At 39.0% G+C, this 26,952-nt stretch carries 20 protein-coding genes; 11 read left to right on the top strand and 9 right to left on the bottom strand.

What is annotated here, in order from left to right:
• Positions 1-30: 30 nt before the first annotated feature.
• From BM294_RS06045 to BM294_RS06025, 5 genes are all read right to left on the bottom strand, one after another.
• Positions 31-3,714, bottom strand: a complete 3,684-nt coding sequence (locus BM294_RS06045) for a glycosyltransferase (RefSeq protein ID WP_242944441.1) — start codon at positions 3,712-3,714, stop codon at positions 31-33.
• Between the two features lie 14 nt (positions 3,715-3,728).
• Complete coding sequence (locus BM294_RS06040) at positions 3,729-5,243, bottom strand: ABC transporter ATP-binding protein (RefSeq protein ID WP_091205758.1); 1,515 nt, start codon at positions 5,241-5,243, stop codon at positions 3,729-3,731.
• A gap of 65 nt (positions 5,244-5,308) precedes the next feature.
• Positions 5,309-6,130 carry a hypothetical protein gene (locus tag BM294_RS06035; RefSeq protein WP_091205757.1) on the bottom strand — a complete coding sequence of 274 codons (822 nt, stop codon included), beginning with the start codon at positions 6,128-6,130 and terminating at the stop codon, positions 5,309-5,311.
• A gap of 312 nt (positions 6,131-6,442) precedes the next feature.
• Entirely contained in the window at positions 6,443-9,031 is a 2,589-nt protein-coding gene (gene clpB / locus BM294_RS06030) for an ATP-dependent chaperone ClpB (RefSeq protein WP_091205755.1), read from the bottom strand.
• A 351-nt stretch (positions 9,032-9,382) separates the two neighbouring features.
• The gene (locus BM294_RS06025) at positions 9,383-11,191 is read right to left on the bottom strand and encodes a phospho-sugar mutase (protein ID WP_091205754.1); all 1,809 of its coding nucleotides are present in this window, start codon (positions 11,189-11,191) and stop codon (positions 9,383-9,385) included.
• A gap of 455 nt (positions 11,192-11,646) precedes the next feature.
• Here BM294_RS06025 and BM294_RS06020 point away from each other — a divergent pair, with 455 nt between their 5' ends.
• The 11 genes from BM294_RS06020 to BM294_RS05970 all read left to right on the top strand — a co-directional run bounded on the left by BM294_RS06020 (position 11,647) and on the right by BM294_RS05970 (position 22,044).
• Positions 11,647-12,165 (top strand): prepilin peptidase, encoded by a 519-nt coding sequence (locus tag BM294_RS06020; RefSeq protein ID WP_091205752.1) that lies wholly within the window; start codon positions 11,647-11,649, stop codon positions 12,163-12,165.
• 97 nt (positions 12,166-12,262) lie between these two features.
• Positions 12,263-13,378, top strand: a complete 1,116-nt coding sequence (locus tag BM294_RS06015) for a P-loop NTPase family protein (RefSeq protein WP_091205750.1) — start codon at positions 12,263-12,265, stop codon at positions 13,376-13,378.
• Between the two features lie 2 nt (positions 13,379-13,380).
• The gene (locus BM294_RS06010; protein ID WP_091205748.1) at positions 13,381-14,556 is read left to right on the top strand and encodes a TadA family conjugal transfer-associated ATPase; all 1,176 of its coding nucleotides are present in this window, start codon (positions 13,381-13,383) and stop codon (positions 14,554-14,556) included.
• Between the two features lie 61 nt (positions 14,557-14,617).
• A complete protein-coding gene (locus BM294_RS06005; RefSeq protein ID WP_242944440.1) occupies positions 14,618-15,280 on the top strand; it encodes a type II secretion system F family protein in 663 nt (220 codons plus the stop codon).
• Between the two features lie 109 nt (positions 15,281-15,389).
• Entirely contained in the window at positions 15,390-16,697 is a 1,308-nt protein-coding gene (locus BM294_RS06000; protein WP_175494551.1) for a type II secretion system F family protein, read from the top strand.
• Between the two features lie 169 nt (positions 16,698-16,866).
• Positions 16,867-17,193: a Flp1 family type IVb pilin gene (locus BM294_RS16810; RefSeq protein WP_330389820.1), complete on the top strand. Its 327-nt coding sequence runs from the start codon at positions 16,867-16,869 to the stop codon at positions 17,191-17,193.
• Positions 17,193-19,217, top strand: coding sequence for a DUF5702 domain-containing protein (locus BM294_RS15845; RefSeq protein ID WP_091205745.1), 2,025 nt, complete (start codon positions 17,193-17,195; stop codon positions 19,215-19,217). Before BM294_RS16810 ends, BM294_RS15845 begins: the two co-directional genes overlap by 1 nt.
• 266 nt (positions 19,218-19,483) lie before the next feature.
• Positions 19,484-20,131, top strand: a complete 648-nt coding sequence (locus BM294_RS05985; protein ID WP_091205743.1) for a hypothetical protein — start codon at positions 19,484-19,486, stop codon at positions 20,129-20,131.
• Positions 20,132-20,165: 34 nt separating this feature from the next.
• Complete coding sequence (locus BM294_RS05980) at positions 20,166-20,648, top strand: hypothetical protein (RefSeq protein ID WP_139225856.1); 483 nt, start codon at positions 20,166-20,168, stop codon at positions 20,646-20,648.
• A gap of 14 nt (positions 20,649-20,662) precedes the next feature.
• Positions 20,663-20,899, top strand: coding sequence for a hypothetical protein (locus BM294_RS05975; RefSeq protein WP_091205739.1), 237 nt, complete (start codon positions 20,663-20,665; stop codon positions 20,897-20,899).
• Positions 20,900-20,901: 2 nt separating this feature from the next.
• Complete coding sequence (locus BM294_RS05970) at positions 20,902-22,044, top strand: DUF6382 domain-containing protein (protein ID WP_091205738.1); 1,143 nt, start codon at positions 20,902-20,904, stop codon at positions 22,042-22,044.
• A gap of 230 nt (positions 22,045-22,274) precedes the next feature.
• Here BM294_RS05970 and BM294_RS05965 read toward each other — a convergent pair whose 3' ends face one another.
• The 4 genes from BM294_RS05965 to glgB all read right to left on the bottom strand — a co-directional run bounded on the left by BM294_RS05965 (position 22,275) and on the right by glgB (position 26,918).
• A complete protein-coding gene (locus BM294_RS05965; protein WP_091205736.1) occupies positions 22,275-22,874 on the bottom strand; it encodes a hypothetical protein in 600 nt (199 codons plus the stop codon).
• Between the two features lie 280 nt (positions 22,875-23,154).
• Positions 23,155-23,907: a tRNA threonylcarbamoyladenosine dehydratase gene (locus tag BM294_RS05960; protein WP_091205734.1), complete on the bottom strand. Its 753-nt coding sequence runs from the start codon at positions 23,905-23,907 to the stop codon at positions 23,155-23,157.
• A 74-nt stretch (positions 23,908-23,981) separates the two neighbouring features.
• A complete protein-coding gene (locus tag BM294_RS05955) occupies positions 23,982-24,731 on the bottom strand; it encodes a phosphotransferase (RefSeq protein WP_091205732.1) in 750 nt (249 codons plus the stop codon).
• A 147-nt stretch (positions 24,732-24,878) separates the two neighbouring features.
• Positions 24,879-26,918 carry a 1,4-alpha-glucan branching protein GlgB gene (glgB, locus tag BM294_RS05950; protein ID WP_091205730.1) on the bottom strand — a complete coding sequence of 680 codons (2,040 nt, stop codon included), beginning with the start codon at positions 26,916-26,918 and terminating at the stop codon, positions 24,879-24,881.
• Between the last annotated feature and the right edge of the window lie 34 nt (positions 26,919-26,952).

The following is a 26,952-nucleotide window of genomic DNA, read 5'->3' as shown; positions in this document are numbered from 1 at the left end:
TATCCGGATTTCTCCGGATATATCTTTTCATCATTTCCTATAGTCTGTTTCAAAATCATCACGGATCTTATTCCATGCACCTTCCGGTGAATAAAATTCCTGTATGAACTGAACCGCTCTGTGAGACATTTTGTCAACTTCATAGGTATTGTTATAAAGGTTTATAACTTCCTCTGCGAAGCCATCAACAGTATCCTGGATACGCAGAGCTGTTGGTGCTTCCGGAATTCCCTCTGCACCACAGGAGGTGGTTACTATGGCAGCTCCTGCATGAAGAGCCTCAACCACTTTTCCCTTTACACCTGCTCCGTATCTCAGAGGCACAACAACTACCCTGTTCTTTCTGTATAGTTCATCAAGCTCCTCTATAGTTACAAAGCCAAGAACATTTACATCCGGTCTCTCGTTTAGAGCAAGCACTTCTTCATCTGCCTTTGAACCGGCAACATTAAGAACTATACCGGGAATTTTATCCCTTATCTTAGGAAGTATCTCATTAACAAACCAAAGAAGACCATCCTTGTTTGGCGGATGTCCAAAACCTCCCACAAACAATAGTCCCTGCTTGTGAGCATAGTCTTCATCCAATATAGCAGGTTCATCATATACATAGGCTGTGATTCCCTTGACATTGATGGTAGGATCCTCCTTACGAACGATCTCAGCTTCCACTTCTGAAGGGAAATAGCTTGCATCAGCCTTACGCATTACTCCGTACTCAACATTGTGCCAGTATTCGGCATCCTCTCTGGTTTTTTCATCATGATCTATCTCATACTCACGCATAAGACGCAATGAATGAAGATCATGACCAAAGTAGATGACCTTTATATCAGTGTTATCGCAGAAATAATCTATATACTTAGCCGCGATATGTGGTCTGTTAAGATATGCTATATTGATAAACTTCTTGTTTTTGTCTATCCAATCCCATATTCCGGCCTGCATTGTATTACCATACAGCACCTCTATACCCATCTGCTGAAGAGCTGAAGTGTATGGCTCCTCATGAGCAAAATTGTCTCCAAGGAACTTGACTCTGTATCCAACCTTCATGAAAAGCTGCATATACTGGTAATCAAGCTTTGATCCGGCGTCCTTATCCCATGTAGGAACATAATGGTCCACAACCAGAATATACTTTGCATTCTGACCACGCTCACGAGCCGCAAACGGATTAGGACTTCCATCATTTACAGACTGCTTTTTAAGCTCTTCAGCCCACTTGTCCTTGAACTTCTGCTGGTTCACAACCTGATAATGCTTAAGTCCTGATGTATCATTGGTGTCAGTACCGTTGGATATGCCTTCAAAGTGTGTGATGACAGATTTCGGCTGGAAAACAACCTTTTTTCCATGCTTACGTACTTCAAATGCAAGATCCGTATCCTCATAGTATGCCGGTGCAAATCTCTCATCAAATCCACCGATCTCATTCCAAAGATCAGTTCGGATCATTATGGCTGCACCTGAAATATAGTCTACTTCCTTTACATAGTTAAATTCAGGCTCTTCAGGATCCTGAAGTCTTCCATAGTTCCATCCTGAACCATCAGACCATATTATACCGCCTGCTTCCTGAAGTCTTCCATCAGGATAAACAAGCTTTGATCCAACCATACCTATGGAATCATCACTTTCTATCAGTTCAACAAGAGACTCAAGCCAGCCTTCATTTACTTTTGTATCATTGTTAAGGAAGAAAATATACTTACCCTTTGCTATGGATGCCGCCTGATTGCAATTCTTCAGGAATCCCATGTTTTCAGTATTTCTTGCGATAACAAGATTATCAGCATAAAAACCAATCTCTCGTGTTGCATCGGTCGAAACGTCATCTGCAATTATTACTTCATAAGGTGTCTTTTCAAAATCCGTGTTCTGTTTAATGCTTACGAGACACTGATATGTATAGTTGATTTGGTTATAACAAGGGATAACAATACTTACCAATGGCCTGTCTGTTTTTTCAAAGCTTACTTTTCCGAATTCACTGTAGAATGCTCCGATATTGAAATCACCACGAATAAGATTCTTTCCCTCCTCAGTAAAGAACATCGGAATGGTCTTTATCGGATGTGCAAAAGTCTGTCCCACATAGGAAAGAAGCTTACGCTTTCTTGAACCGACAGGGAACCTTCTTGTATAGGCATCATTGATACTCTCAGACAACTTACCTGTCCACCCCATATGTGCCTTATAGTATTCTCGTTCCTTCATAAGCGTATCTATATCACGCTCATGAGTCTTGATAACCTTTGTAAGATTTGCAACATGCACTGAAGTCAGTCTGTTGATCTCTCTTTCCTTACGAAGTGCAATCTTCTGCTCCTTTGTCTCCTGCGAAAGAATGGTGTTTTCATTCTCTGCCACAGCAAGATGCCCCTTCAGTTCATTAAAACGATGAACTGTTACTTTATTCTCATAGTATGCATTAACATTACTGTCCTGACCGTCGCCATGTACAAAAAGCTGGAATTCCTTCTCCTTATCAAGAAGCTCCATACATTCCGGCTTGGTAAATCCAAAGTTTCTTAAGAATCCAAACAGATCATCATATGCAAGAATGTCACGATATTCAAGATACCAGTAATAAAGAATGCGGAACTGCAGGAATCTAACATCAACATCTCTTTCGAGTACCCATTCGCAATCGATGAGAGTTGGGGTTCCATCCATCATGATCACATTATCAAAAAGGCAGTCCAGATTTGCAGGATTCACCTTACCATCTACTGCACCTATGACCATATCCACTGATTCGGCAAGCTCTTTAAGTGGTGCAACACCATCCTTGACCATATCAGCAAGAATAGCTCCGAGATTCTTTCCTTCAAGGTAGGGATATATCTGGAAACTTAAGCGTTGAAAATCTCCAAGTGCGTGACTTGTCTCCTCCGCAGAAAGAACAGAAACTGTAGGATTCGCCTTGCGCTGTACCTTGGCCTTATCGGTAAGAGACTCTATATGAGCATTGGCATCAGGTGTTATACCCATCTTTACAACATGGCGCTTTCCGTCATAATCTCTGTATATCTCTGTCTTTATGGCATATTCAGGCTTACGGCTTGAATTATACTTCAGATATACAGGGCGATACTTATGGAAGTCCTTTGCCTTACTTCGGTATGATCCATCAGGCTGGAAAATATAGAAGTAAGACGGCGCAAACTCCTGAAATACATTTTCTTTCACAAGAAGTGCAATCTTCTCTGTTTCATCAGCAGGTCCCGGAAGAACCTCATCTGTATAAAAATTAAGAGGCATCTTAAGCTCAGGCACAGGATAATACATCCATTCCTTTGACTCAGGCTGCTCTTCCTTGAGTACCTTTCTTAACTCCTGAATCTTCGACCATCGCATATAAATGGTATCTCCGTCCTTTTCGCCTGAGGACATGCGGTCTATATCCAAAGCATTCTGCATACCTACCATGATGCATCCGCCCTGCTTGAGCCATGTTCTTGAAAGTGAACTGTACATCATACCTAGGTTGCCCTTGAACATCCTGAGTACTCTCTTTGTAAGTACAGGAATAACAATATGATCATAGGTAGTCTCATCAAGTCTTCTCGAAACATTGCGCACCCTTTTCTCAAGAAGCTCTACAAAAGGTGCTGTATATTCCTTATCTCCCAAGACCAGTACAGACGCATCTCTTTCCATACCGGTGGTCACATCTTCGAAATAGAACCAATCTATCAAATTGGTCATATGGTGTGTAAAACTCATTTTTTACTATGCCTTTCCAGAGTCACCTGAGACTCCATATCATATACACCAACAGTGTTTTTGTTGGATAAAACCGTGATAGATGCCACGTCATACTTTCTGTCATATACCACATGTTCACCCTGTTCAAATCCTGTACAGGACATGCTGAGCAGATACTCTCCACCCTGAAGAGTCATACGCTGAGTAAATGTACATACGTACTCGTCACCGGCTTTTACCGATTTAATATCACAGCCTTCAATCATGGTATTGGTACCGGTAAGATCAGCTCCGCGTTTATCCTTTATGGTAAATGTAAATATCGGAGCTTCTATCGGAGCATTGAAACGTATTTTCTCCTTTATAGAAAACATCTCACCCTTAACAATAACATTGGTGACCTTTCCTCTCTCATCCAGTATACCGAGATCCCAAATCGAAGCTCTTCCGTCACCATAATGCTGTACATGCGGATTTAGACTAAGCTCATCCTGCATGAGGCGGCCGTCTGTATAATCAGCCGATACTTCCTCAGTCTTTGGATCACCTTCAACAGCAACTGTTATATCCATATTATCGGTAACATCATCCTGTGGTCCGTTGGATTCCTTCCTATAGACATCATTCATCGCAGCAGATCCCACAGTATCTACTCCAAAATTCTGCTCATCTATAAAATCACAGGCATCCTGAGCTTCCTTCTGCTTTTGAATACTATTCCTGTCTTCCTCCGTGAATCTTCCGGCAAGAATCTTTTTATAAAGATCAACCATTTCACCAGGCTGTCCCTCGGATATCTTCTCTCCCTTATTAATAAGGATAACCCTGTCACAATACTTCATAACTGAGCCCAGATCATGAGTGACCATAAGGATAGTTGTACCGTTTCTCCTTAACTCATCCATACGGTGATAGCACTTGGCCTGAAAAAAAACATCTCCTACAGAGAGTGCCTCATCCACTACCAGTATCTCCGGATCCATAGCCACATACATGGCAAATGCAAGTCTTACGAACATTCCGCTGGAATAGCTCTTTACAGGCTGATTTACAAAATCACCTATATCGGCAAAGTCCAATATCTCCTGAAGCTTTGCATCCATCTGTTCCTTAGTAAACCCCATCATGGTTCCATTCATATAAACATTCTCTATACCGGTATAATCAGGATTAAATCCTGCTCCAAGCTCCAGAAGAGCACACACTATACCGTTTATGTTTACACTGCCACCTGTCGGAGTGAGAACACCGGTTATAATCTTCAGTATGGTAGATTTACCGGAACCGTTAGTTCCAATGATTCCTACTGCTTCTCCTTTACCAACCTGAAAGTTTATATGATTCAGCGCATAAAAATCACGATGATAATTTTTGTGCGTGAAACTTATCGCTTCCTTAAGCCTGTCAATAGGCTGGTCATACAGTCTGTAAATCTTGGTAACATCCCTGACATCTATGACCACTTCACTGCTGTTCACAGCATTATCACCGTTTTTTTCCTTTATATTATTTATTTCATTATCTGCCATAAAAAAATCTCCAGATGCGTCCCGGCGCATTTGGAGATTATGATAACACATTTCTTTTTGTTTTACTATACACTTCCGGGTGTAGTATAGGTATTTACATTCCCGGCACCTGTTGACGGAAGTGTACCTTCATAACTAACCTGTGAAGTATTTTGTGATGCGGCAGCAGGTGTTCCTGTAGATCCTGAACCTGATGTACCTGTTGCCACCGGTGCGCTTCCTGTAGTAGTTGAAGATGAATTGCTGTTGCCTGATGATGTTGTTGATGCAGAAGTATCAGGCGCTGCTGCATTGGTAACCAATCGTCCTGAATTTGTAGTATAGCTGCTTGTCTCTGATGTAACACCTGTTGATCCTGACACCCTATTTGTTACACTGTTATCAGGTCCCACAAAACTCCCACTTGTAATTTCAGATGTAACAGCGGCAGACTGATCTCCTGTCTGTATCATAGGAAGCTCAGCGTTACTTAGTGTGCTTGCCTTTGAAGCTGTGCTATTTATAACCGCAACAGTATTGGTATTCATATTGGCATTGGCCGCCGCGGTATTGGCTACCATCTGTTCAGCTGAAAGTTGAGTGTCTGAAACATTACCTCCTCTTGCAGCCTTGGCTGCATCTGCAGCTGCATTGGCTGCTGCAACTGCTGAAGCCGCATCTGTTCTTTCCTGACTAACTTCTGCTGTTAATGTAACATCTGGTGCAAGAGTTCCATCCGGTGCAGGCTGACCTGCGAAAACAGTGGTCTGCTCTCCTGTATCAGAGTTAGTCCATACGGCAATCGGACCATATAGTGTATAATTCCAATCTGCCATAGCCGGAACACTCATCATAAGTGACATAGCCATGGCTGAAATCAAAGCTTTTCTTGTTTTCCCAAATTTCATTGTTTTCTCCTGAAATCGACGGCTTGCACCCAATAGCATATAAACCGTGGAATAAAGTCTCAAATCATCTCATTCAAATATGTGATTTGTTTCTTCTGTCCTTAGGTCCTAATATCTATACCCTTCTGTGGCAACCGTGTTTTATTATGTCTCCAAATATCAGTTTGAGTATATCACAGAATCACGAAATAAAAGCTTAAATTTAGATGACAGGACACTGAATTTACCATTGTGGTTTCGATAATATCTCCTGTATTTAATATGTATATAGAAATGCAGCACCTGCACATTTCTGTGGGTGCTGCATATATTTTACTTTTTTACTTCTATATTCAGTTTACCGAGACGTTGGTCGATGATCATAACATCTCCCTCCTGAACCTTATCTTCAAGTATGAATCTCGCTGCCAGATTCTCAACATTTTTCTGTATGAACCTGCGGAGCGGACGGGCACCGAACTGTGGCTCATAACCGTAATCCGCAATATATTCCTTAGCTGCATCTGTAATTTCAATTGAAATCTGTCTTCCGGAAAGTCTCCTGTTAAGATCCTTTATCATAAGATCAGTGATATTCCCAATGTTATCCTTGCTGAGAGGTTTGAACATTATTATCTCATCAAGACGATTCAGGAACTCAGGACGGAATGACCGGAACAGCTCATCATTAACGTTCTTTCTTGCACTATCTGTTATGTTTCCGTTTGCATCAATACCATCGAGCAGATACTGAGCCCCCAGGTTGCTGGTAAGAATGATTATGGTATTTTTAAAATCTACTGTCTTTCCCTGACTGTCAGTGATTCGTCCATCATCAAGCACCTGAAGAAGTATGTTAAATACATCAGGATGAGCCTTCTCTATCTCATCGAAAAGTACAACAGAATATGGTTTACGACGTACTGCTTCCGTAAGTTGTCCGCCTTCCTCGTAACCTATATATCCAGGCGCTGCACCTATAAGTCTTGATACTGAATATTTTTCCATATACTCAGACATATCGATACGTACCATAGCATTCTCATCATCGAAGAGATTTTGTGCCAATGCTTTTGCAAGCTCAGTCTTACCAACACCTGTAGGTCCCATGAACAGGAACGATCCTATCGGTCTTCCAGGATCCTTGATGCCTGCCTTTGATCGCTGAATTGCTTCAACCACTTTTTCTACAGCCTCATCCTGTCCAATGAGTCTCTTATGAATCTCATCATCAAGATGCAGAACCTTGCTTCTCTCAGATTCATTGAGCTTTGACACAGGTATTCCCGTCCAGCGGCTTACAATCTTTCCTATTTCATCTTCTGTAACCGTTTCCTGAAGAAGCGCTTTATCCTCTCCGTGAACACTGTTTTCAGCATCCGCAATCTTCTTTTCTATCTCCGGAAGATCCTTATACTGTAACTTTGCCGCCTTATCATAATCAGCCATCTGCATAGCCTTCTCAATATCTTTGCGAATCTGATCCTTCTGTTCGCGCAGTTTCTGAAGATTACCTGCAGAATTTTTCTCATTATCCCACTGAGCCATCTTTACATCAAACTGCGACTGAAGTTCTGCAAGTTCCTTATCTATATCCTGTAATCTTTCCTTTGACAGCTTGTCATCTTCCTTTTTGAGAGAAATCTGTTCCATCTTAAGCTGCGTAATACGACTCTGCATGCTTGCCATATCTTCAGGCATGGATTCCATTTGAGTTTTAACCATAGAACAGGCTTCATCCATAAGGTCGATAGCCTTATCCGGAAGAAATCTGTCAGAAATGTATCTGTCAGAAAGGGTCGCAGCAGCCACCAGGGCATTGTCCGTTATAGTGACTCCGTGATACTTTTCATAGCTGTCCTTTATTCCTCTAAGAATATATATTGTGTCCTCAACATTAGGCTCATCTATCTGAACAGGCTGGAAACGTCTCTCAAGTGCCGCATCCTTTTCGATATACTTATGATATTCATTAAGTGTTGTTGCACCTATGCAGTGAAGCTCACCTCTGGCAAGCATAGGCTTAAGAAGATTTCCCGCGTCCATTGCACCGTCTGTTTTACCGGCTCCTACTATGGTATGAAGCTCATCTATGAACATAAGTATCTGCCCGTCAGACTTCTTTACCTCATCAAGAACTGCCTTCAGTCTTTCTTCAAACTCTCCTCTGTACTTTGCACCGGCTATAAGGGAACCCATATTAAGTGCAAATATCTTCTTATCCTTTAGACTGTCAGGTACATCTCCCTTCGCAATCCTTTGAGCAAGGCCTTCAACAACCGCTGTTTTACCGACTCCGGGTTCACCGATAAGAACAGGATTATTCTTCGTCTTACGGCTGAGAATACGTATTATGTTTCTTATTTCATCATCACGTCCTATGATGGGATCCATCTTCTGATCCCGGGCACGCTGAACCATCTCAAATCCATACTTATTTAGTGTATCATAAGTGCTCTCAGGATTATCTGTGGTTACTCTTTGATTTCCTCTAACCTCTGAGAGTGCCTTAAGAAACTTATCCTTTGTTATGTCATATTCCTTCAGTATCTTTTTAACCACAGGGTCAGCTTCTTTCATTATGGAAAGAAAAATATGTTCTACCGCAACATAATCATCCCCCATAGCCTTCATGTGATCTTCAGCTCTTGTGATGGCAAGATTTGCAGCCTGTGACATATACATCTGACCACTTCCGCTTACCTTAGGCAGCCTGGAAATCTCGGATTCCAAAGTACTTTTAAATGCATCTACCGAAATGCCCATTCTCCTAAGAAGCTGAGCTATGAGACTTTCGTCTATGGTTACAAGACTGTATAGCAAATGAATCTGCTCCACATACTGATTACCGTACTCTGTTATTATTTCCTGACATTTATTTATGGCTTCAACTGATTTTTGAGTAAATTTATTGATATTCATATATTAACCCTCCCTTTTGGAATGTCAGCCATCTTCATATCTCGAAAATGTCTGATACCGTCTACACTTCTAAATCGTGTTACAATGATTATAGCTCGATTGTTAGCACTTGCAAGTGTTGAGTGCTAATTTTATCTTTATTTTAGATTTGTCTGTCTTTTCCTTATATTTTTATCACCAAAAACAGCTATGTGAGTTTTTACTCACATAGCTGCTCTTATTTTCACATTATAATCACTTTTATTAATCAGAATTGCCGCCTCTTATATTCAATATCAAACAGCGTTGATGCCACGTTGTCATAATAGTATAAGTTTTTTGCCGTTATTTTCATTCTCTGTTATATGTTTACTATTTCATTCTGTCCTCAAGCTGAGAAGCTATCTCTTTCTCAATAGACTCTGCCTTTTCACGGCTCTCTGCACTTATGGAGATATATGCTTTAAGCTTAGGTTCTGTACCTGAAGGACGTATAACAACTGAACAATGATCCTTCAAAAGATACTTAAGAACATCTGACTTTGGAAGTCCCTGAAGTCCCGGCTCATAGTCAAGAACCTTTTCAATATCTTTAACCCCAAACTTTTCCAAAGCAATTGCTTCATGCTGCATTGGTCTGTCATCAGGCTGATTTGCGCCGTCTATTTCCGCCTTATAACTGTCTGCTCTGAACTGCTGCATTATCTTCTGCATCTTATCAAAGCCTGCAGACCCTTCAAACTGATAGCTGTGAAGAGTATTGAGACAATATCCGTACACTCTGTAAAGCTCCTCAAGCTTATCAAGGAGACTCAATCCCTTTGTTTTATAATAAGAGAACATCTCACATATCATAAATGCTCCGTCAACAGCATCTTTATCTCTTACATAACTTCCTGTAAGATATCCATAGCTCTCTTCAAAGCCAAATATATAGCTGTCACTATGACCTTCGCTTTCAAGTCTTCCGATCTGCTCCCCTATAAATTTAAACCCTGTAAGAACATTTACGGTCCTGATTCCATAGTGCTCTGCTATACGTTCTCCCATATCCATAGTAACTATGGTCTTAACCATAACTGGATCTTCAGGCATTGTTCCGTTTTTTTGACGCTGACTTGCTATATAGTCAAGAAGAAGTATACCAGTCTCATTTCCGCTGAGAAGCCGGTATTCACCATTATTATCCTTTACAGCGATTCCTACTCTGTCGCAATCTGGGTCAGTAGCAAGAAGCAGGTCTGCATCCTCCTTCTTTGCATACTCCATACCAAGAGCCATAGCTTCCTTAATCTCAGGATTCGGATAGGGACATGTCGGGAAATTACCATCCGGAGCCTCCTGTTCCTTGACAACAGTTATATTGGTATAGCCACTTTCTCTCAATGCTCTTGTTACAGGCTTAAGCCCCGTACCATTCAGCGGAGAATAAACTATAGCTACATTTCTGTCCACTTTGTCATCTGCACCGAGAACCGACTGTGCCTTTACATTATCGATGAAAGTTGAGTAAATTTTTTCTCCTATATAGTAAATGTTTCCCTGTCTCTTTACTCCTTCACCTGCTTTTTCTATATCTACTGCCTCGTTCTTTGTCCCGGACACAGTAAATTCAACTATTCTCACATCTTTAAATATATCAAGACTTTCAATCTCAGTGAGAATCTCTTCTGCTGCCTCTGTAGTAATCTGGCATCCATCCGAACCGTAAACCTTATATCCGTTATACTTTGAAGGATTGTGGCTTGCAGTCACCATAATACCTGCTGCACATCTAAGCTCTCTTGTAGCGAAACTTAAGCATGGTGTAGGCATTATATCCTCATAAACATATACATCTATTCCGTTTGCAGCGAAAACCGAAGCTGCAGTTTTGGCAAAAATATCCGACTTTATACGGCTGTCTCTTGAAACAGCTATCCGACGCTCCGATTCAGGATATTTCTTCACAACATAATTCGCAAGCCCCTGAGATGCCTTTGCAACAGTATAGATATTCATTCTGTTGGTTCCCGCACCTATAACTCCTCTCAATCCGCCTGTTCCGAAAGCGAGATCCCTATAGAAAGCATCCTCTATCTTGGCTTCATCCTGTGATATTGCACGAAGCTCATCCTCTATATCTTTATCCTCACCTTTGGCAAGTTCTATCCAACGATGATACTCTTTTAAATGATCCATAAAACCCTCCGATGGATTTACATATAAATTACATTTCACAAGTGTCAATTGTAGGCACCGGACTTTATAGTCACAAATTGCCCTCATAAAGTCTTTGATATTTTAGCATATCCCCCGGCTTTATCAATTGAGAGCTCTTTAATTTTCACGAAAAATCAAGCCCTTTGGTGATTTCTGTCATAAATTCCACTATGTTTTGTAACTTTTCAACAACTAGTATGCTTTTCTGCTATTTTATCTATCTGATCCTGCTTCGTAAAAATCGCATAAAATCCCTTATATAATGCCAATCAAATGGTTTTTATTCATGATTTTTGGTATTTTTTCATTATTATACTTTTTTGTCTTTAAATCACAGAACATATAGTCGTTTTTCAGACATTGTCTCAAAAACGACTATATGCAAGTATCATCGCCTACCATATACTGAACCCACAAATTCATACGGAGGCAACATGATAGTATCAAGTCTTGTCTTATTGCAGTGCCTTTACGGCGCAGCTCTCACAGATTTCTATGGCCGGCGCATTCCCAATATATACATTGGATTCTATATCATACTCGGAATGTTCCTGAATTTTGGAAGTATAAACTACCTTGAACAATACGGCCATATTTCTTTCCTATCTTCTATCATATTTTTTTTCACATTTCTAATAACTGTACTTATACTATCTGTTCTTACCGCTATGACAAATGCAGGTGCAGGTGATGCCAAGCTACTGGCTCTTATCACATCATGGTCAGGCTTTTGTAACGGAATAATTGTTCTTTTCCCCGGTCTTTTACTTGCTCTTGCATTAATTATGGTCAGCAAAGCTGAAACAGTATTCTCGCATAATGATTCTGCCAATTCTCATATAACTTCCCCCTTATATGACTATGGTTCACCCCCTATAGGATCATCTCTACCCCTTGCGGTTCCTGTTTTCCTCGGTGCAATTCCGGGACTGATCACTTATGCATTTTCATGATCTGATGTTTCACTGAATGTGACATCACATAAACATCCCTTTCCGGAAACTGTCAGATCAGAAATACATCAACAAATCAGGTTAAGGAGACATTTATATGCAACATATTCTGGCCTTTTATGATGAAGACCAAATCTATGGCGACCGCTTCAAAAGATTTGCTTCTTCCCATACCAATTGTCCATTCACCGTCTATTCCTTCCATAATTATAAGGATCTTAAAGAGTTCTCTCAGGATCATCCCATCGAACTGTTAGTCGGAAGCGAGTCAAAAAAAGAATCCGTTTCATATGGTGGAAATAAGAACAGTATCGATAAATACGGAAACTATCTCTACAAAAAAAGTGACGAAAAAATTTCAGATTCTTCGAATCTGCTTGATTCAATTCCTGCAAAATCAATCATCAGGCTCTCGGAATCACCATTATACCGTTCCTTTGACGGATCAAGGGACATAGCCGAGAAGACTGAACCTTCTATATACAAATATCAATCCGGAGAAAAAATAATCAGTGAGATCATGACTGTATACGGTAAAAAGAATATTCCGGAAATAAAGACTCACACATCTTCACTTTCAAAGCTTTACATCATATACAGTCCTATAGGCAGATCCGGAAAAACAACCTTTGCAAGAAGTCTCTCAAAGGCTTTACGTAAAGATTGTAAAACTCTGTATATGACGCTTGAGGAGGTATCTCTGGCCGATACTTCTATTAACGATAATATTTGCCGGGATACTTTATCTGAAGCTTTTTATTTTTATAAAGAAGGAAAACTTACTGAAGCAAGATTACAGGAAATTATTCAACACTCGGAAGTTTTTGATCATATACTTCCTGTCAGAACTCCCGAAGATCTGACTACTCTGGATTCCCAGGAACTGATACATTTCATAGAACACATTCAATCAATTTCAGAAGCTGATGCTATCGTCCTTGATACAGACAGTATTATTAGTCGTGTTGAAGGACTGCTTCCTTTGGCCACAAGAATATTTATGCCTGTGACAGAGGAACCATCTTCTAACGTAAAACTTGATTTACTCGAGTCCTATCTGTCCAAAACCCAGTCACAGGATGTGGTCAACCGCATCGTAAAGCTTATAGTACCTGAAGAAAAACATTTTTCCGATTTTAATAACGATTCAAAAGGTACTGAGGCTCTCTTGAACTATACATCTGCAGTAATAAAGAACTATATCTACAATTGATCATGAATGAATTAACTGAAATTAAAAAAGAATTAAAACAGAAAATAGTCTCTGAACTTAGCGAACAGAAAGACTTAAATGACGAGGATTTATTTTCCAGAATTGACGAACTTTTATACACAAGAATAGATCTCAGTTTAAAAAACAAGCTTTACCTTAGAAATGCCATATTCAACAGCTTCAGACGTCTCGATGTACTTTCTGAACTTCTCGACAATCCTGAGATCACAGAGATAATGATTAATTCCCATAAAGATATATTTATAGAACGATTCGGACATCAGGAAAAATGGAATCGCAGCTTCGAATCTATTGAGCAGCTTGAGGAAGTTATTCAATCTATAGTCAGTAAAGTAAATAGAACAGTAAATACATCAAATCCTATTGTTGATGCCCGATTGGAGGATGGGTCCAGAGTACATGTAGTACTTCCCCCCATCGCTCTCAAGGGTCCGACACTTACCATACGTAAATTTCCGGAACCAATCACAATGGATAAGCTTATTGCTTATAAATCTCTGACTGAGGACGCCGCAGAATTTGTCAAATCACTTACTAAAGCCGGCTATAACATTTTTATATCCGGCGGAACCAACAGCGGGAAAACTACTTTTTTAAATGCACTTAGCCAATATATCCCAGAAGATGAACGGGTCATCACTATCGAAGACTCTGCTGAACTGCAGATACGTAATGTATCCAATCTTGTATCCATGGAAACGAGAAATGCCAATTCCGAAGGCGACGGTCAGGTAAGTATGTCCGACCTTATAAAGGCATCTCTCAGAATGTCTCCAAACCGGATAATCGTCGGAGAAGTCCGCGGAGGAGAAGCTCTTGATATGCTAAATGCTATGAATACAGGCCATGATGGTTCCATCAGTACCGGTCATGCAAATTCAGCAAAAGATATGTTGAAACGCATGGAAGTTATGATTCTGCAGGCTGCAGATCTTCCTCTCCCTGCAATAAGAAGTATGATTGCTTCTGCTATAGAGATAGTTATACATCTCGGAAAAACCAAAGATCACAAAAGGCGTGTATTAGAAATCTCGGAGGTGACAGGTATTGAAAACGGTGAAATTACCCTCAATCAAATTTACAAATATGATGGAAAGATGCTTAAAAAGCTTTCAACTCTCACATCAAACCAAAAGCTTATCAGTAGATTACAGTGAATATCTATTTACTCTCCCTGAATTTTTTCGTCTGGTTCTTTCAGCAACACTGGCAGATATCATGGTGAGTTACACTTTTTATCAAAGCAGTCTGGTATTCCTTCTTCTGTTGCCGCTTTGTTTTGTTTATCCATTTCTGATAAAGAAAAATCTTATTTCAAAACGACGAAACGAATTGCTTCTTCAATTCAAAGAAGCGTTATCCATTCTTTCATCATTTTTAAGTGCAGGATACTCTACAGAAAATGCTTTTCAGGCATCTATACCAGAACTTAAGCATATGTCCGGCGAAAAATCCATGATAGTATTTGAGTTTGAAGCTATAGTAAACGGACTTAAACTAAACAAATCTCTTGAATGTATGCTTTCTGACTTTGCATATCGTTCAGGACTCGATGATGTATCAAACTTTGCGGAAATATTTAATGTCGCAAAAAGAAACGGTGGAAATCTGGTTAATATACTTACACATACTTCCGGTATCATTCGCGATAAGGTCCAGATAATAGAAGATATAAGGACATTAAACGCCTCAAAAATATATGAACAACGGATAATGAATCTTATTCCATTTATCATTATTCTTTATATGAATTTTACGTCACCCGATTTCTTCATATCTTTATACACCACTTTTCTTGGACGCATAACTATGTCTGTTTGCCTTGGAATATATTGTCTTTCCATATATCTGGCAAATCGAATCCTGAATATAGAGGTATAACATCATCAAAACTCACATAATAATGAAATCAAAAGCTATTTTTCAATCAGCATTCTGTAAATGGCAGAAGCTGTTTATTTCAAAATATGAGAAGATTCCGCAAAAGATATTGAAGGAGCAGATTTTATGCATCGCAGTTTCTCTCTTCCTATCAGCTATAGTCTTCTTCTCTTCATTTACCGATAGTGTAATAACCAACGGAAATCTCATAAAACGTTCAGCCTATGGCAGCAGTAATAAAACCATATCAATAGAAGTATCGGGACTGTCCGAGAGTAAAAACATTCCTTTGGATATAACTGTAAATTCCCGAAGATATACAAAAGAAGAAGCTGACCATGTATTTTCTGAAATAGTAGAAAATATCGAAGGTATCATCATAAAGGATGAGCAGAGTCTTGCATGTGTAAGCCATGATCTACAACTCGTGACCAGACTAAAGGATTACGGTATAGAACTGTCGTGGGATTTCTATCCTGAAACTGATGATCCAACCGACTATAGAAAGTACAGGCATCTCATTGAAGATGATGGTACAGTGCATAACGAAGATATCCCTGAAGGTTCGGTTATAAACGGATATCTGTCGTTGATCATGAGCACCTATATTGTTCCGGAAGCTCAGAATGATACCGAACAAGACTCCAAAGACTATATCAAAATAAAATATCACTCCGAGCCATACAAGATATATGTCAATGTTGTTCCAAAAAGGCTAAGTGAACATGAGCTATTACTTAAAGCACTTAACGACAGGATATCTGCTGCAAATCTATCGACTCTTGGAGAGGATTCTCTTAGTCTGCCATTGGAACTTGACGGGCTTAGTCTCAGCTACCATGAAGCTCAGGATCATACATATATTATCTTCCCTTTTCTGGGAATAATAGCAGCCATAGCTATATATCTACGACATGGATCACAAAAAAAGGAAGAAAAAAAGAAGCGTGAAAACATGCTCATGCTTGATTATTCAGACCTTGTATCAAAACTTATGGTCTATACAGGCGCAGGTCTTACCATCAAAAATTCGTTCATAAGCATTTCCGAAAGCTATGATAATCTTGTTAACCGTGGCGTCAAACCTGATCGTCCTCTTTCTAAAGAATTACGCACATTATGTCATCAATTTCACAGAAATATGCCTGAATCCGAAGTATATCTAGACTTCGGAAGACGCATCAATCTGAAACCATATACAAAGCTTATAAGTCTTATAGAGCAGAATCGAAAAACCGGCACAAAAAATCTCAGAGCCATGCTTGAGCTTGAGATGAATGATGCGTTTGACCAAAGAAAAAACGCTGCCAAACGTCTTGGCGAAGAAGCAGGAACAAAGCTCCTTTTACCTCTGTTCCTGATGCTTTCCATTGTAATGGTTATAGTGATTGTACCTGCTTTAACAGCCATAAGCTGATTCTAAGACATTTTCATCCCCTTTTTTCATCTGCTATCCGGTCTTAATAATTACCGGAAATAACAGATTTTATATAAATACCAATGCTTAATCTCAACATCTTTTATGAGATTAAAACTCATTATCAAAACTTATTATCAGAGGTAACCCCTCAAAAGGAGAATTAAAAATGAATTTATCAACTACTACAAGAAACTTAAGTATTTGCGGATTTTTTCAGGGACCTATGAGACCTGAAGATGAACTCACACAGCAGTTCACAAACATGTACAGAAGATTGCAAACAGGTTTCCTATATCACGGATTAAAGTTAAGACGTACTATAAAGCATCATATAAACTACCTTTTAAAGGGTGAATCCGGAATAGGAACCATCGAACTTGTATTAATTTTGGTAGTGCTTATAGCACTAGTTATAGTGTTTAAAGGAAGAATCAATGATCTCTTAACCAGTATTTTTGATCAGATCGACAGCTCAGCTCAGAGCGTATATTAATGTTTCACAAAGAAACCTGTGGTTCTGTAACAGTCTTTATGGCACTGAGCTTTACTATGATAGCAGCCCTTCTACTTACCATAGTAGAGTCATGCCGTACTGTAGGTGAACGCTATTATTGGCAGGTTGCCGCTGATTCTTCTATAGAATCTCTTTTCTCCCAGTTCCATCGACCTTTATGGGAAAATTATCGTATTCTGGGGCTTCAATACAGGACAGACGGAGATCTGATTGAGGAGTTCTATGATTTTACAGAACCTTACAGATCAGCACGCAATTTTTATCCCGGAAATCTTAAAGAAGACAATATTTCTCTCTCGGAGCATTTACATATAACCGAAGACACTTGCTTTGAAGAAGAAATCCTTGAATACATGAAATATGGTCTTATTAATTCTCTCATAAGCTTTGCAGGTTCCGAACACACCGAAGCAGAAATTTCAGAAATAATGAAGACAATATTTAAACGCACAGACGAGACCAAAGAGATACGGGAGATTCAAAAGAAGTATGCTTTAGATTCAAATTCACTGAAAGCAGTAGAAAATGCAATATCCTCTGTTGATTCTGCTGCAAAGAATTCTAAAGCCTGCCACTATGATTGCTGGACAGCTTTAAGAAACGAAAGTCCCGGTGACTTCTATAGTAAACTTTCCGCTTTCAGAAACAGTCTTGATACCATAGATTCAGCAGTTGAGACCTTCAGCAAGGCTGCTGATGATCTAAAACTAAAAGTCGATAACCTACGGGAAGATTTTGAATCCCGAAAGTCTAATCTTTCACCTGAAGGAGTAGCGGCAGTAGAAGCAGAAATATCCGAGTATGAAAATTATGTTTCCGGAAACGGAGCAGTTCGTGCCGAGATTGAAGCCATGCCTTCGCAAACCGAACATCTGAGAGTTGAGTCGGACAGACTTGAACTTGAAGTGGAAGATTTCGAAGAATGGCTGGAGGATGCTATAGAAGACAGCGAAGATGACGAAGACGATGATTATGACTTTTCATCAGAAATCAGTGCGTTCTACAGTAGTGCTGCCAGTGAATGGAACAGTTTTCCACTTGTAGTCTATCATGGCGAAGTATCAACGATAAACAATACAAACAAACGTATTCTGGACAACATCAGCACTTTTATAGATGGAAATCTTCTCTCAATGGTGCTTCCGGATGATGCGAAAACTCCCTCAAAATCAAAAGATTATACTATTAATCCACATTTTATGGCTGATTCCACAGCTAATCCGGTGGAAATCGCCATACTTGGAGAATATGCGTTAAAGTACTTTAATTACTATCATCCGGGAACACCTTCAAATGGAGAACTTCCTCCAAGTGGTAATCATGGACTGGAACTTGAGTATCTCTTGGGGGGTAAAGAAAGTGATTATAAGAATCTTTCGGAATTTGTCACCAGACTGGTTACCCTTCGAGAAGGTCTCAATCTCATATATCTTTATACAGATTCTGCCAAACGCAATGAAGCCAGGGCCTTTGTAACATCATTTCTTTGCGTAACGGCAAATCCGGCACTCATTTCCGTCTTTACATTTTTCGTTTTAGGTATATGGGCACTTGCCCAATCCATAAAAGATGTCAAAACCTTACTATCCGGAGGTCGTGTTCCTGTCTTTCATGACTCAGGTACCTGGTCCATGGATATAGGAGGACTTTTGGATTTTGGACAGAATCGATCCATTGATGCAGATAAAACAAACAAAAAGGGACTATCCTACAGAGACTATCTGAGAACCTTTCTTCTTGGAGCAGGCATGCTGGACCAGCCTCTGATAAATCGAAGAATGCTCAGCCGGATAGAAAAAAACATTCAAACTATAGGCAAGGATCCGGAAACCGGATTTTCCATAGATGAATGCCTTTATTCTCTAGCCATTGGCATAGAGCCTGATACACGCCATGTAATGTTTGGCAACAATATAATCCCTTTAGTATATGGTTCTTCGCCAGAAAAGAACTATTCCTTTCAATTGTCTACTTACTATAAATACAGGAACGACACTCATTAAGTGAATCCGACATGAAAATGAAAAACTTAAAAAAACATATGCAGATAATTCACAACTCCAAGTACGAAATATCGCAATCAGACTATAAATCAAATCTTTTTACACAACTAAATATTTTTTTTCATTCCTCATGTCGTTCTTCATATACGGTGGAGGCCTCACTGGCACTGACTCTAGTTATTTTTGCCTGTGTGATCCTCATAACACCATTGCTTATCCTGAACCACCAGCGAAATGCAAGTATCATACTTGAGGACAATGCCCGTATGGTGGCTCAGGAAAAGTATATTGAATACTATAAAAAAAAGGATGGGACTATAAAGCTTGATACTGACATACTAAACAGCATCGAAACATCTGTTTCTGCCCTTTCTCTTGCTCACCAGATAGAGCAACCCGGAATGGAACATATTGATTTACTTAGTGATTCCGAAGTCACAGATAAAAACATCAAATATGTAGCAAATTATAAAGCATTACTTCCCTTTTCGGTATTTGGTCTTAACAGCATCCCACAGCAGGTTGTAGCCAGCAGACGGGCCTGGATCGGAGCCGATGGAAATCGATGGATGGAAAATAACGGAAATCCACCAAAATCAGATGATGCAACTGTTTATGTCAGCACCCGTGACAGTGATGTTTACCACACAACCATGAGCTGCTCGTATATAACGCATGACATCATGGAAACATCAGGTGCCGTAATAAAGGCCATGAGAACTAAATTTGGCGGTCGATTCTCACCATGTGCCTCATGTAAACCTAATTATCGAATGTCTGTAGTCTACTACACAAGTGGCGCCAGAAGTTTTCACAGTACAAATACCTGCAAAACTTTATCCAGTTACATTCAGGCAATGAAAAAATCCCAGGCTGAATCCGCAGGAAAACACGCCTGCATTCGTTGCGGTTAATACATTTATTATATAAGTTATATTTTCTTTTATCATGTTTAACCTATCTATATCTTTAAATTCTTTCTACTTCTATCTTTTTTTATTATATTTTTTTCTTTCCGGTTTCTATGATTTAAAAAAGAAAACTGTTCCAACGATTCTTCATATTATATTCATGCTTTCCGGACTGCCATTTTTTATAAACTTTCAGGTAAGAGAATTATCCTGTCAGGAATATACATTACTAATTGATATTTTATTGAGATTTATTCCCGGAATTATTCTTACAGCCATAAGTATTATATCAGGAGGAAATATAGGAATCGGTGATGCAATATTTATAACTGTATCTGCTTTCTATATCCCCTTTAATTATATTTTGATGCTTGCAATAAGCGGTTTTCTGTCGGCTTTTATGGTCAGCATGGCCATTCTTATTTACGGAAAGATCAGTGGAAAAGATTATCACAACATGACACTACCATTCATTCCATTAATGCTTCCTGGTCTTTTCCTATTTTTAAACGGCTTTTAATACGGAGGCTTTCTATGAACACACTCGAAGCAACTTATATTTTCAGTATATCTTTTTTGGTCATAGCAACATTGATCAACGGCGCCATTCATCTGCAATCAAAGATTAATGCTTATACAAGAACCGCTTTGGAATCAGAAATAGACAGTCACAAACCGGACGGGGAAAAGATATTTAAACCGGAAAACTTTATCCGGGAAATCAGTTTATTTGAGCAGGACAAAGATCCTGCAGAAAAAGGAGAAACATAATTATGGAAAACAATATAAGCTATGAGCATTCTTTAAGACATAGCTACATGCATATACAAAACATAAGTATATCTCAGGATGCCTATGAAACAAAGATGTTGATTGGCACACATATTCCAGGAACATTGAAATTCAACCTGGATAATATATCCACTGACCCCCTCCTGAGCTATGACATTTCCGGACTTGAATCCATGAAAAGCTATCTTGAATCTAATCCTCTTTCTCATGTCGATCTTTCAGCTTTTATGGAGAGCCTTAATAAACTATTTTCTTCTCTTGATGAATACATGATTTCTGAGAACTCCGTTCTTCTTTCTCCTTCTGCTGTTTTTTACAATCCGGATAATTCTTCATGGAATTTCACAATTATACCTGATTTCAAGAATGTCTTTCACGAATCCCTTTCTGAATTTCTCACCTATCTTTTAAAACACATAGATTACAAGGACGACCGTGCTGTCATTATGGGATACTCCATGTTTCAGGAATCTAGTAAAGAATTCTATCAGCTTTCCGATCTTATGCGTATAGTCAGAAATAATATTGCAAAGGAAAATCAGTCAGTAAATGTGAAGAAAGATTCTTCTACAACTCCTTCAGAAAAACGAATGATCTCTGATGATGGTATCTTTAGACCAATAGATGCAGGGATTATCCTGAAAAGTGATGATAAGAATCCAGCTTCCTCATCACAATCTCCAGCCTCCTTTGATATAATAGCCGATAGTATCACCGATACTTCCGATAAGTATACACCTACCGAATCTGATGATCCGTATATAGAAGACTCTTCAGATTCCGGAATTGACAGTTTTAACCTCTCAAAACCCGAACCCCGTAGTCTATTCAGTTCTTTCTCATCTTACGGAAAAAAATCAGATATACCAGCTACACCGGAAGAAGATATTCAAGTTAAAAATACCATACAGTCCAGAATTTCTGAAAAAAATGCCAAAAACAGCATCAAGATTAAAGGGTTTATCACAGTTCTTTTGATGCTTATGATTCCATCCATGGTATGGTTTCTTAAAGGCGGATTGATATTCAAAAGAACTTTACCATTGATACTTGCTCTTGAAGTTGGTCTTTCAATGATGATTGCCCTTGATTTCATAATGCATAAACTGCCTGAGGATGCATAAATATTGCCACCTGCTGAACATTCATATATTATGCTTGATGCCTGGTGAAATCTCAGAGCACAACTTAATTCACCAAGTGGGCGCCATGTTCTTTGCTTAACTGTCAACTTACTAAAAAAGCGTAGCCGCTATATGATGTAATCCCTTTTTACCGTCTTACGATAAGAGGTTTCATATCATGTAGTTGCTACGCTTTTTATAGTTTATTCTAAAGCTATATCAGTGAAATATCACTCTTCTTCATTTTCTTCATCTTCAACTTCCGGTATCTCCTTTTCATATGTAAAGGAAATAATACCTAAGTGTGATTCAATGGCAAAATTTGAAGGAAGATACTCTCCAAGCTTTGCACGATATTCATTACTAAGCGACTTTGTCGTATATACTGTTCCTGAAACAGCCGAAATCATATCACTGTAACCCATCTTATCAGGAAGAATATAGTAAAGCTTATCCGTATCTGAAAGATCCTCTTTTGTGCGCTTTGTATTGAATCCCGCACTTCCAAAACCATCCACGGAAATGAATGGTGTAAAAACAATACTTCTCTCTATCGGCTTATCATCAAGTGCATAAATTGTGAAGAACTGCTCTTCGCTATCTCCCATACTTCCGGCAAACTGGGAACGTATCCACTTTCCCTCCCCCACGATCTCACGGTTCATAAACTGCTCCTGGGTAACATTTGGAGTTGAAGTATCTTTCATATCCTTTACCCATTCGTTGCGGATATACTTCATGTTCTTGAGAAGGTAATTATGATATATATCAGAAAATTCTTCCTTTCTGATTATAAATGCAATCTTTTCTTCACTATACCATCTCTTCATATGCTCACCTCATAAAAAAACTGATTATATTAAGTAGTATACTATGATGTAACAATAAAAATCATTGCACAAAAACATTCTTTAGTACCTATGCTTTACACCATATCTTTATTGTAACAGAAAACTAAGCACCTTTATATTTTAAATAACAAAATAATTTTTGAAAAGACTTTGTTTAAAATAAGTAAATATATTTGTCTCCCGGATATATTATCAGCAGATGGTCAATAAAAAATAAGCTATCACTTTAAAATACAAAATTTTATTATATTTCATTACTCTACATGTTTTTTGTAAGATCTTTTATTACTTCTCCACCTATTATTATACCTGCAACAGAAGGAACAAAAGCTACTGATCCGGGTACATCCTTACGCCTGTCTGTCTTCTTCTCTACAATTTTTATCTCATCCAAAATCTTTGCTTCCTGCGGTTCCTGTATCGGTCTTGTACTCTCTTCTGTTGAGTAAACAACCTTTAAATGTTTTATATTCCTCTTTTTAAGTTCTCTCCGCATGACTCTTGCTAGTGGATCCACGGAAGTTCTGTAAATATCTGCAACCTGAAATTTTGTTGGATCAAGCTTATTTCCGGCTCCCATACTGCTCATAACAGGTGTTCCTGCCTCATTACATGCCACAATAAGCTGTATCTTTGCAGTTATAGTATCTATGGCATCAACAACGTAATCATACTGCTTAAAATCAAAAGAATCGCTGTTTTCCGGTAGGTAAAATGTTTTATGTACTGACACATTACATTCAGGATTGATTTCATGAATTCTGTCTGCCATGACATCAACTTTGTATTTTCCTACCGTTTTGGTGGTAGCAATTAGCTGACGGTTAATATTAGTTACACTTACAGTATCATTATCAACAAGATCTATGGATCCGACTCCTGAACGGGCCAAAACCTCCGCAACATATCCTCCGACTCCACCTACACCAAACACTATAACCCTTGAATGTTGAAGTATCTCCATAGCCTCTACTCCAAGAAGTAACTTTGTCCTAGAAAATTGATCCAGCATTATATTCCCCTTTACAGCAAATATGTAATAAAAAAATGCTGTCAGATACTGACAGCATTTTTATATTATCCCAATTACATAAGATCCGCAACATTCAACCAGTTCTCAAGAAGTTCTTTTTCTTCAGTTCTGTTCTTTGTGAGATTAGCAGCCGCTATAATCGGAAGCCACTTATGTACATAACTCTTATCTGTGTTTGTTTTTGAGCAGAAATCAGCATAATACTTTTCTGCTGCATCCTTATTATAAAGATACATAGTTGTGTATGTTCTGGCAACATCTGCACTCGCATTACCCTGTGATGCATGTACCCAGTCGATAAGATACATAGTTCCATCATCCTTCACAATTATGTTTGATGGTCTGAAGTCGCCATGAAGAAGTTTAAAATGCTTAGGCATTGACTCAAGTCTGGTGAGAAGTTCATATCTTGTGCTTGAATCAATAGTATTTAATCCATTGATCTGATATGTAAGCTTATCTCTAAGTTTCTGAAGTAACGGTGCCTTTTTTGTGAAAATTGTCATCTGAAGGTCTACCATCTTGCCTATGTACTCATCCATCTTTTCAGGATTCTCGTCCATAAGCTGCTTCAATGTTTTTCCTTCAACATACTCCTTCTCAATGATCCATTGCCCGTCTTCAACACGAATTCCCAAAATCTTAGGTACATTTATACCATCAATATTTTCAACACGTGTGTTTATGAACGCCTCATGAAATACTTCAGATTTATCAAAATCCTTTGCGAAGATCTTTAAGATCTTATCGCCATCGCGATATACACATTGAGATGCGCTCTTTGATAATAACTCTCTAGCCATATTCTATCTCCTTTGCTGAGTCATCATGAATGTTTTCTTAAATCACAGATAAACATCCTTCTGAATTGTATATCTTAATTTTACTACAGCAAATTATAAAAGGAAATATAAATTGTTAAATAAATAACAAATTTATTCATTATTTTTTTAATAGCTAAATCTGAAAACCGCACATCCATATGCAGGAAGAGAATATGCTATATTGTACGGTTTTCCATCACACTCACCGCTTTCTGCCTGATACAGTGTTTTCATTTTATTAGAGTCTACATTACCATCTTCATTGAGAAGCAGGGTATATCTTGTCTTTACAGGAACTCCAACCCTATAGTCAGGTCTTTCCATCGGAGTCATATTGATTACGAACAGAAGATTATCCTTCCCGGTTTTATCCTTTCGAATAAAACTGAAGATCGATCTATCGCTATCATCAGCATTTACCCACTCAAAGCCGTCCCAGCTATCATCAAGCTCCCACATTGCAGGATACTTTCTATACATATGAAGAAGATCTCTCACAAATCCATGTACATTCTTATGCCATGGTTCTTCTATTAGATACCAGTCAAGTGCAACTGCCTCATTCCACTCATGAAGCTGCGCAAAGTCCTGTCCCATAAACAGAAGCTTCTTTCCTGCATGACCGAACATGAACAGATAACCACACTTTAAGTTTCTGAACTTATCTTCATATATTCCCGGCATCTTATTGATCATAGAACACTTTAGATGCACCACCTCATCATGAGAAATCACCAGAATAAATTTCTCTGCAGTGGCATAACTCATTCCGAAAGTCATCATATTATGTGCACCTTTTCGGAAAAGTGGATCAAGTTTCATATAATCCAGAAAGTCATGCATCCATCCCATGTTCCACTTATATGTAAATCCCAGACCCTCTTCCTCCGGTGCTGCAGTCACCTTTGGCCATGCTGTGGACTCTTCGGCTATAATCATAGTTCCGTCTTTTCTTCCACGGATAACTGAATTCAAATGTTTGAAAAACTCGATGGCATCAAGGTTTCCGTTTCCACCGTATTTGTTAGGAATCCACTGACCATTCTCTCGTCCATAATCAAGGTAAAGCATTGATGCAACCGCATCGACACGGAGACCGTCTATATGATATTCATCATACCAGTATAAGGCATTGCCTATAAGGAAATTCTTGACCTCATTTTTACTGTAATCAAAGATTTTGGTGCCCCAATCAGGATGCTCTCCCATTCGCGGATCAGCATATTCATAAGTAGCTGTTCCATCAAAATCAGCAAGTCCCTGAGCATCCTTAGGAAAATGTGCCGGTACCCAATCCAGTATCACACCTATACCATGCTTATGGAGATAGTCCACCATATACATAAACTCCTTAGGAGTTCCGTATCTGCTAGTAGGTGCATAGTATCCTGTAACCTGATATCCCCAGCTTGCATCTAACGGATGTTCAGCAATTCCCATAAGCTCTACATGTGTATAACCCATATCGTTACAATACTGTGCCAGCTCATGTGCCGCCTCAACGTAAGTATAGAATCCGTTTTTCTCTTCTCTGTCTTTCTTACGCCATGATCCTATATGACACTCATATATCGCAATCGGCTGTGCAAAAGGAGAATCTTTAGCTCTTTTTCTCATCCACTCTCCATCGCTCCAACCATAATTTGCTACATCTGCCGTTTTTGAAGCTGTCCCCGGACGAAACTCTGCAGAGAACCCATATGGATCCGCCTTGTAAAGTACCTCTCCTCTCATGGTATGGATAGCAAATTTATATATCTCTCCATAACCCATACCCTCAATGAAACCTTCATATATGCCACTATCTTCAAGCGGAAGCATATAGTTAGCTGTCACATCCCAATTATTACGGTCACTTACTATGGATACTGCTTTTGCATGAGGTGCCCACACAGCAAAATGCATACCTGTTTTTCCGTTCAATGTAGCCGGGTGGGCTCCCATTTTCTGATAGATTTTATAATTTCTTCCCTGGCCAAAAAGATAGCGGTCAAGTTCGGTGATAAATACCGCATCAAGACCGGAATTCGCTGTATTTGCATGAGCTTCATTCTTAGGTACTTCACCCCTGGACAAAACTTCACTTACCGCCTTTTTTGATACGCTTGCTTTTTTGACAGACTTACCCTTACCTGTTGTTCTATTAATAGATGACCTTTTAGCCATATATACCTCCATCACGATCAAAATACATACCAAT

It is taken from the genome of Oribacterium sp. WCC10, assembly GCF_900113415.1.
Taxonomy (GTDB): Bacteria; Bacillota; Clostridia; order Lachnospirales; family Lachnospiraceae; genus Oribacterium.
This window is presented reverse-complemented; position numbering and strand designations above follow the sequence as displayed.

Coding starts and splice junctions, on each gene's coding strand:
- BM294_RS06045 (WP_242944441.1), bottom strand. CDS start 3,714: ATGACCAATTTGATAGATTGGTTCTATTTCGAAGATGTGACCACCGGT.
- BM294_RS06040 (WP_091205758.1), bottom strand. CDS start 5,243: ATGGCAGATAATGAAATAAATAATATAAAGGAAAAAAACGGTGATAAT.
- BM294_RS06035 (WP_091205757.1), bottom strand. CDS start 6,130: ATGAAATTTGGGAAAACAAGAAAAGCTTTGATTTCAGCCATGGCTATG.
- clpB (WP_091205755.1), bottom strand. CDS start 9,031: ATGAATATCAATAAATTTACTCAAAAATCAGTTGAAGCCATAAATAAA.
- BM294_RS06025 (WP_091205754.1), bottom strand. CDS start 11,191: ATGGATCATTTAAAAGAGTATCATCGTTGGATAGAACTTGCCAAAGGT.
- BM294_RS06020 (WP_091205752.1), top strand. CDS start 11,647: ATGATAGTATCAAGTCTTGTCTTATTGCAGTGCCTTTACGGCGCAGCT.
- BM294_RS06015 (WP_091205750.1), top strand. CDS start 12,263: ATGCAACATATTCTGGCCTTTTATGATGAAGACCAAATCTATGGCGAC.
- BM294_RS06010 (WP_091205748.1), top strand. CDS start 13,381: ATGAATGAATTAACTGAAATTAAAAAAGAATTAAAACAGAAAATAGTC.
- BM294_RS06005 (WP_242944440.1), top strand. CDS start 14,618: ATGGTGAGTTACACTTTTTATCAAAGCAGTCTGGTATTCCTTCTTCTG.
- BM294_RS16810 (WP_330389820.1), top strand. CDS start 16,867: ATGAATTTATCAACTACTACAAGAAACTTAAGTATTTGCGGATTTTTT.
- BM294_RS15845 (WP_091205745.1), top strand. CDS start 17,193: ATGTTTCACAAAGAAACCTGTGGTTCTGTAACAGTCTTTATGGCACTG.
- BM294_RS05985 (WP_091205743.1), top strand. CDS start 19,484: ATGGTGGCTCAGGAAAAGTATATTGAATACTATAAAAAAAAGGATGGG.
- BM294_RS05980 (WP_139225856.1), top strand. CDS start 20,166: ATGTTTAACCTATCTATATCTTTAAATTCTTTCTACTTCTATCTTTTT.
- BM294_RS05975 (WP_091205739.1), top strand. CDS start 20,663: ATGAACACACTCGAAGCAACTTATATTTTCAGTATATCTTTTTTGGTC.
- BM294_RS05970 (WP_091205738.1), top strand. CDS start 20,902: ATGGAAAACAATATAAGCTATGAGCATTCTTTAAGACATAGCTACATG.
- BM294_RS05965 (WP_091205736.1), bottom strand. CDS start 22,874: ATGAAGAGATGGTATAGTGAAGAAAAGATTGCATTTATAATCAGAAAG.
- BM294_RS05960 (WP_091205734.1), bottom strand. CDS start 23,907: ATGCTGGATCAATTTTCTAGGACAAAGTTACTTCTTGGAGTAGAGGCT.
- BM294_RS05955 (WP_091205732.1), bottom strand. CDS start 24,731: ATGGCTAGAGAGTTATTATCAAAGAGCGCATCTCAATGTGTATATCGC.
- glgB (WP_091205730.1), bottom strand. CDS start 26,918: ATGGCTAAAAGGTCATCTATTAATAGAACAACAGGTAAGGGTAAGTCT.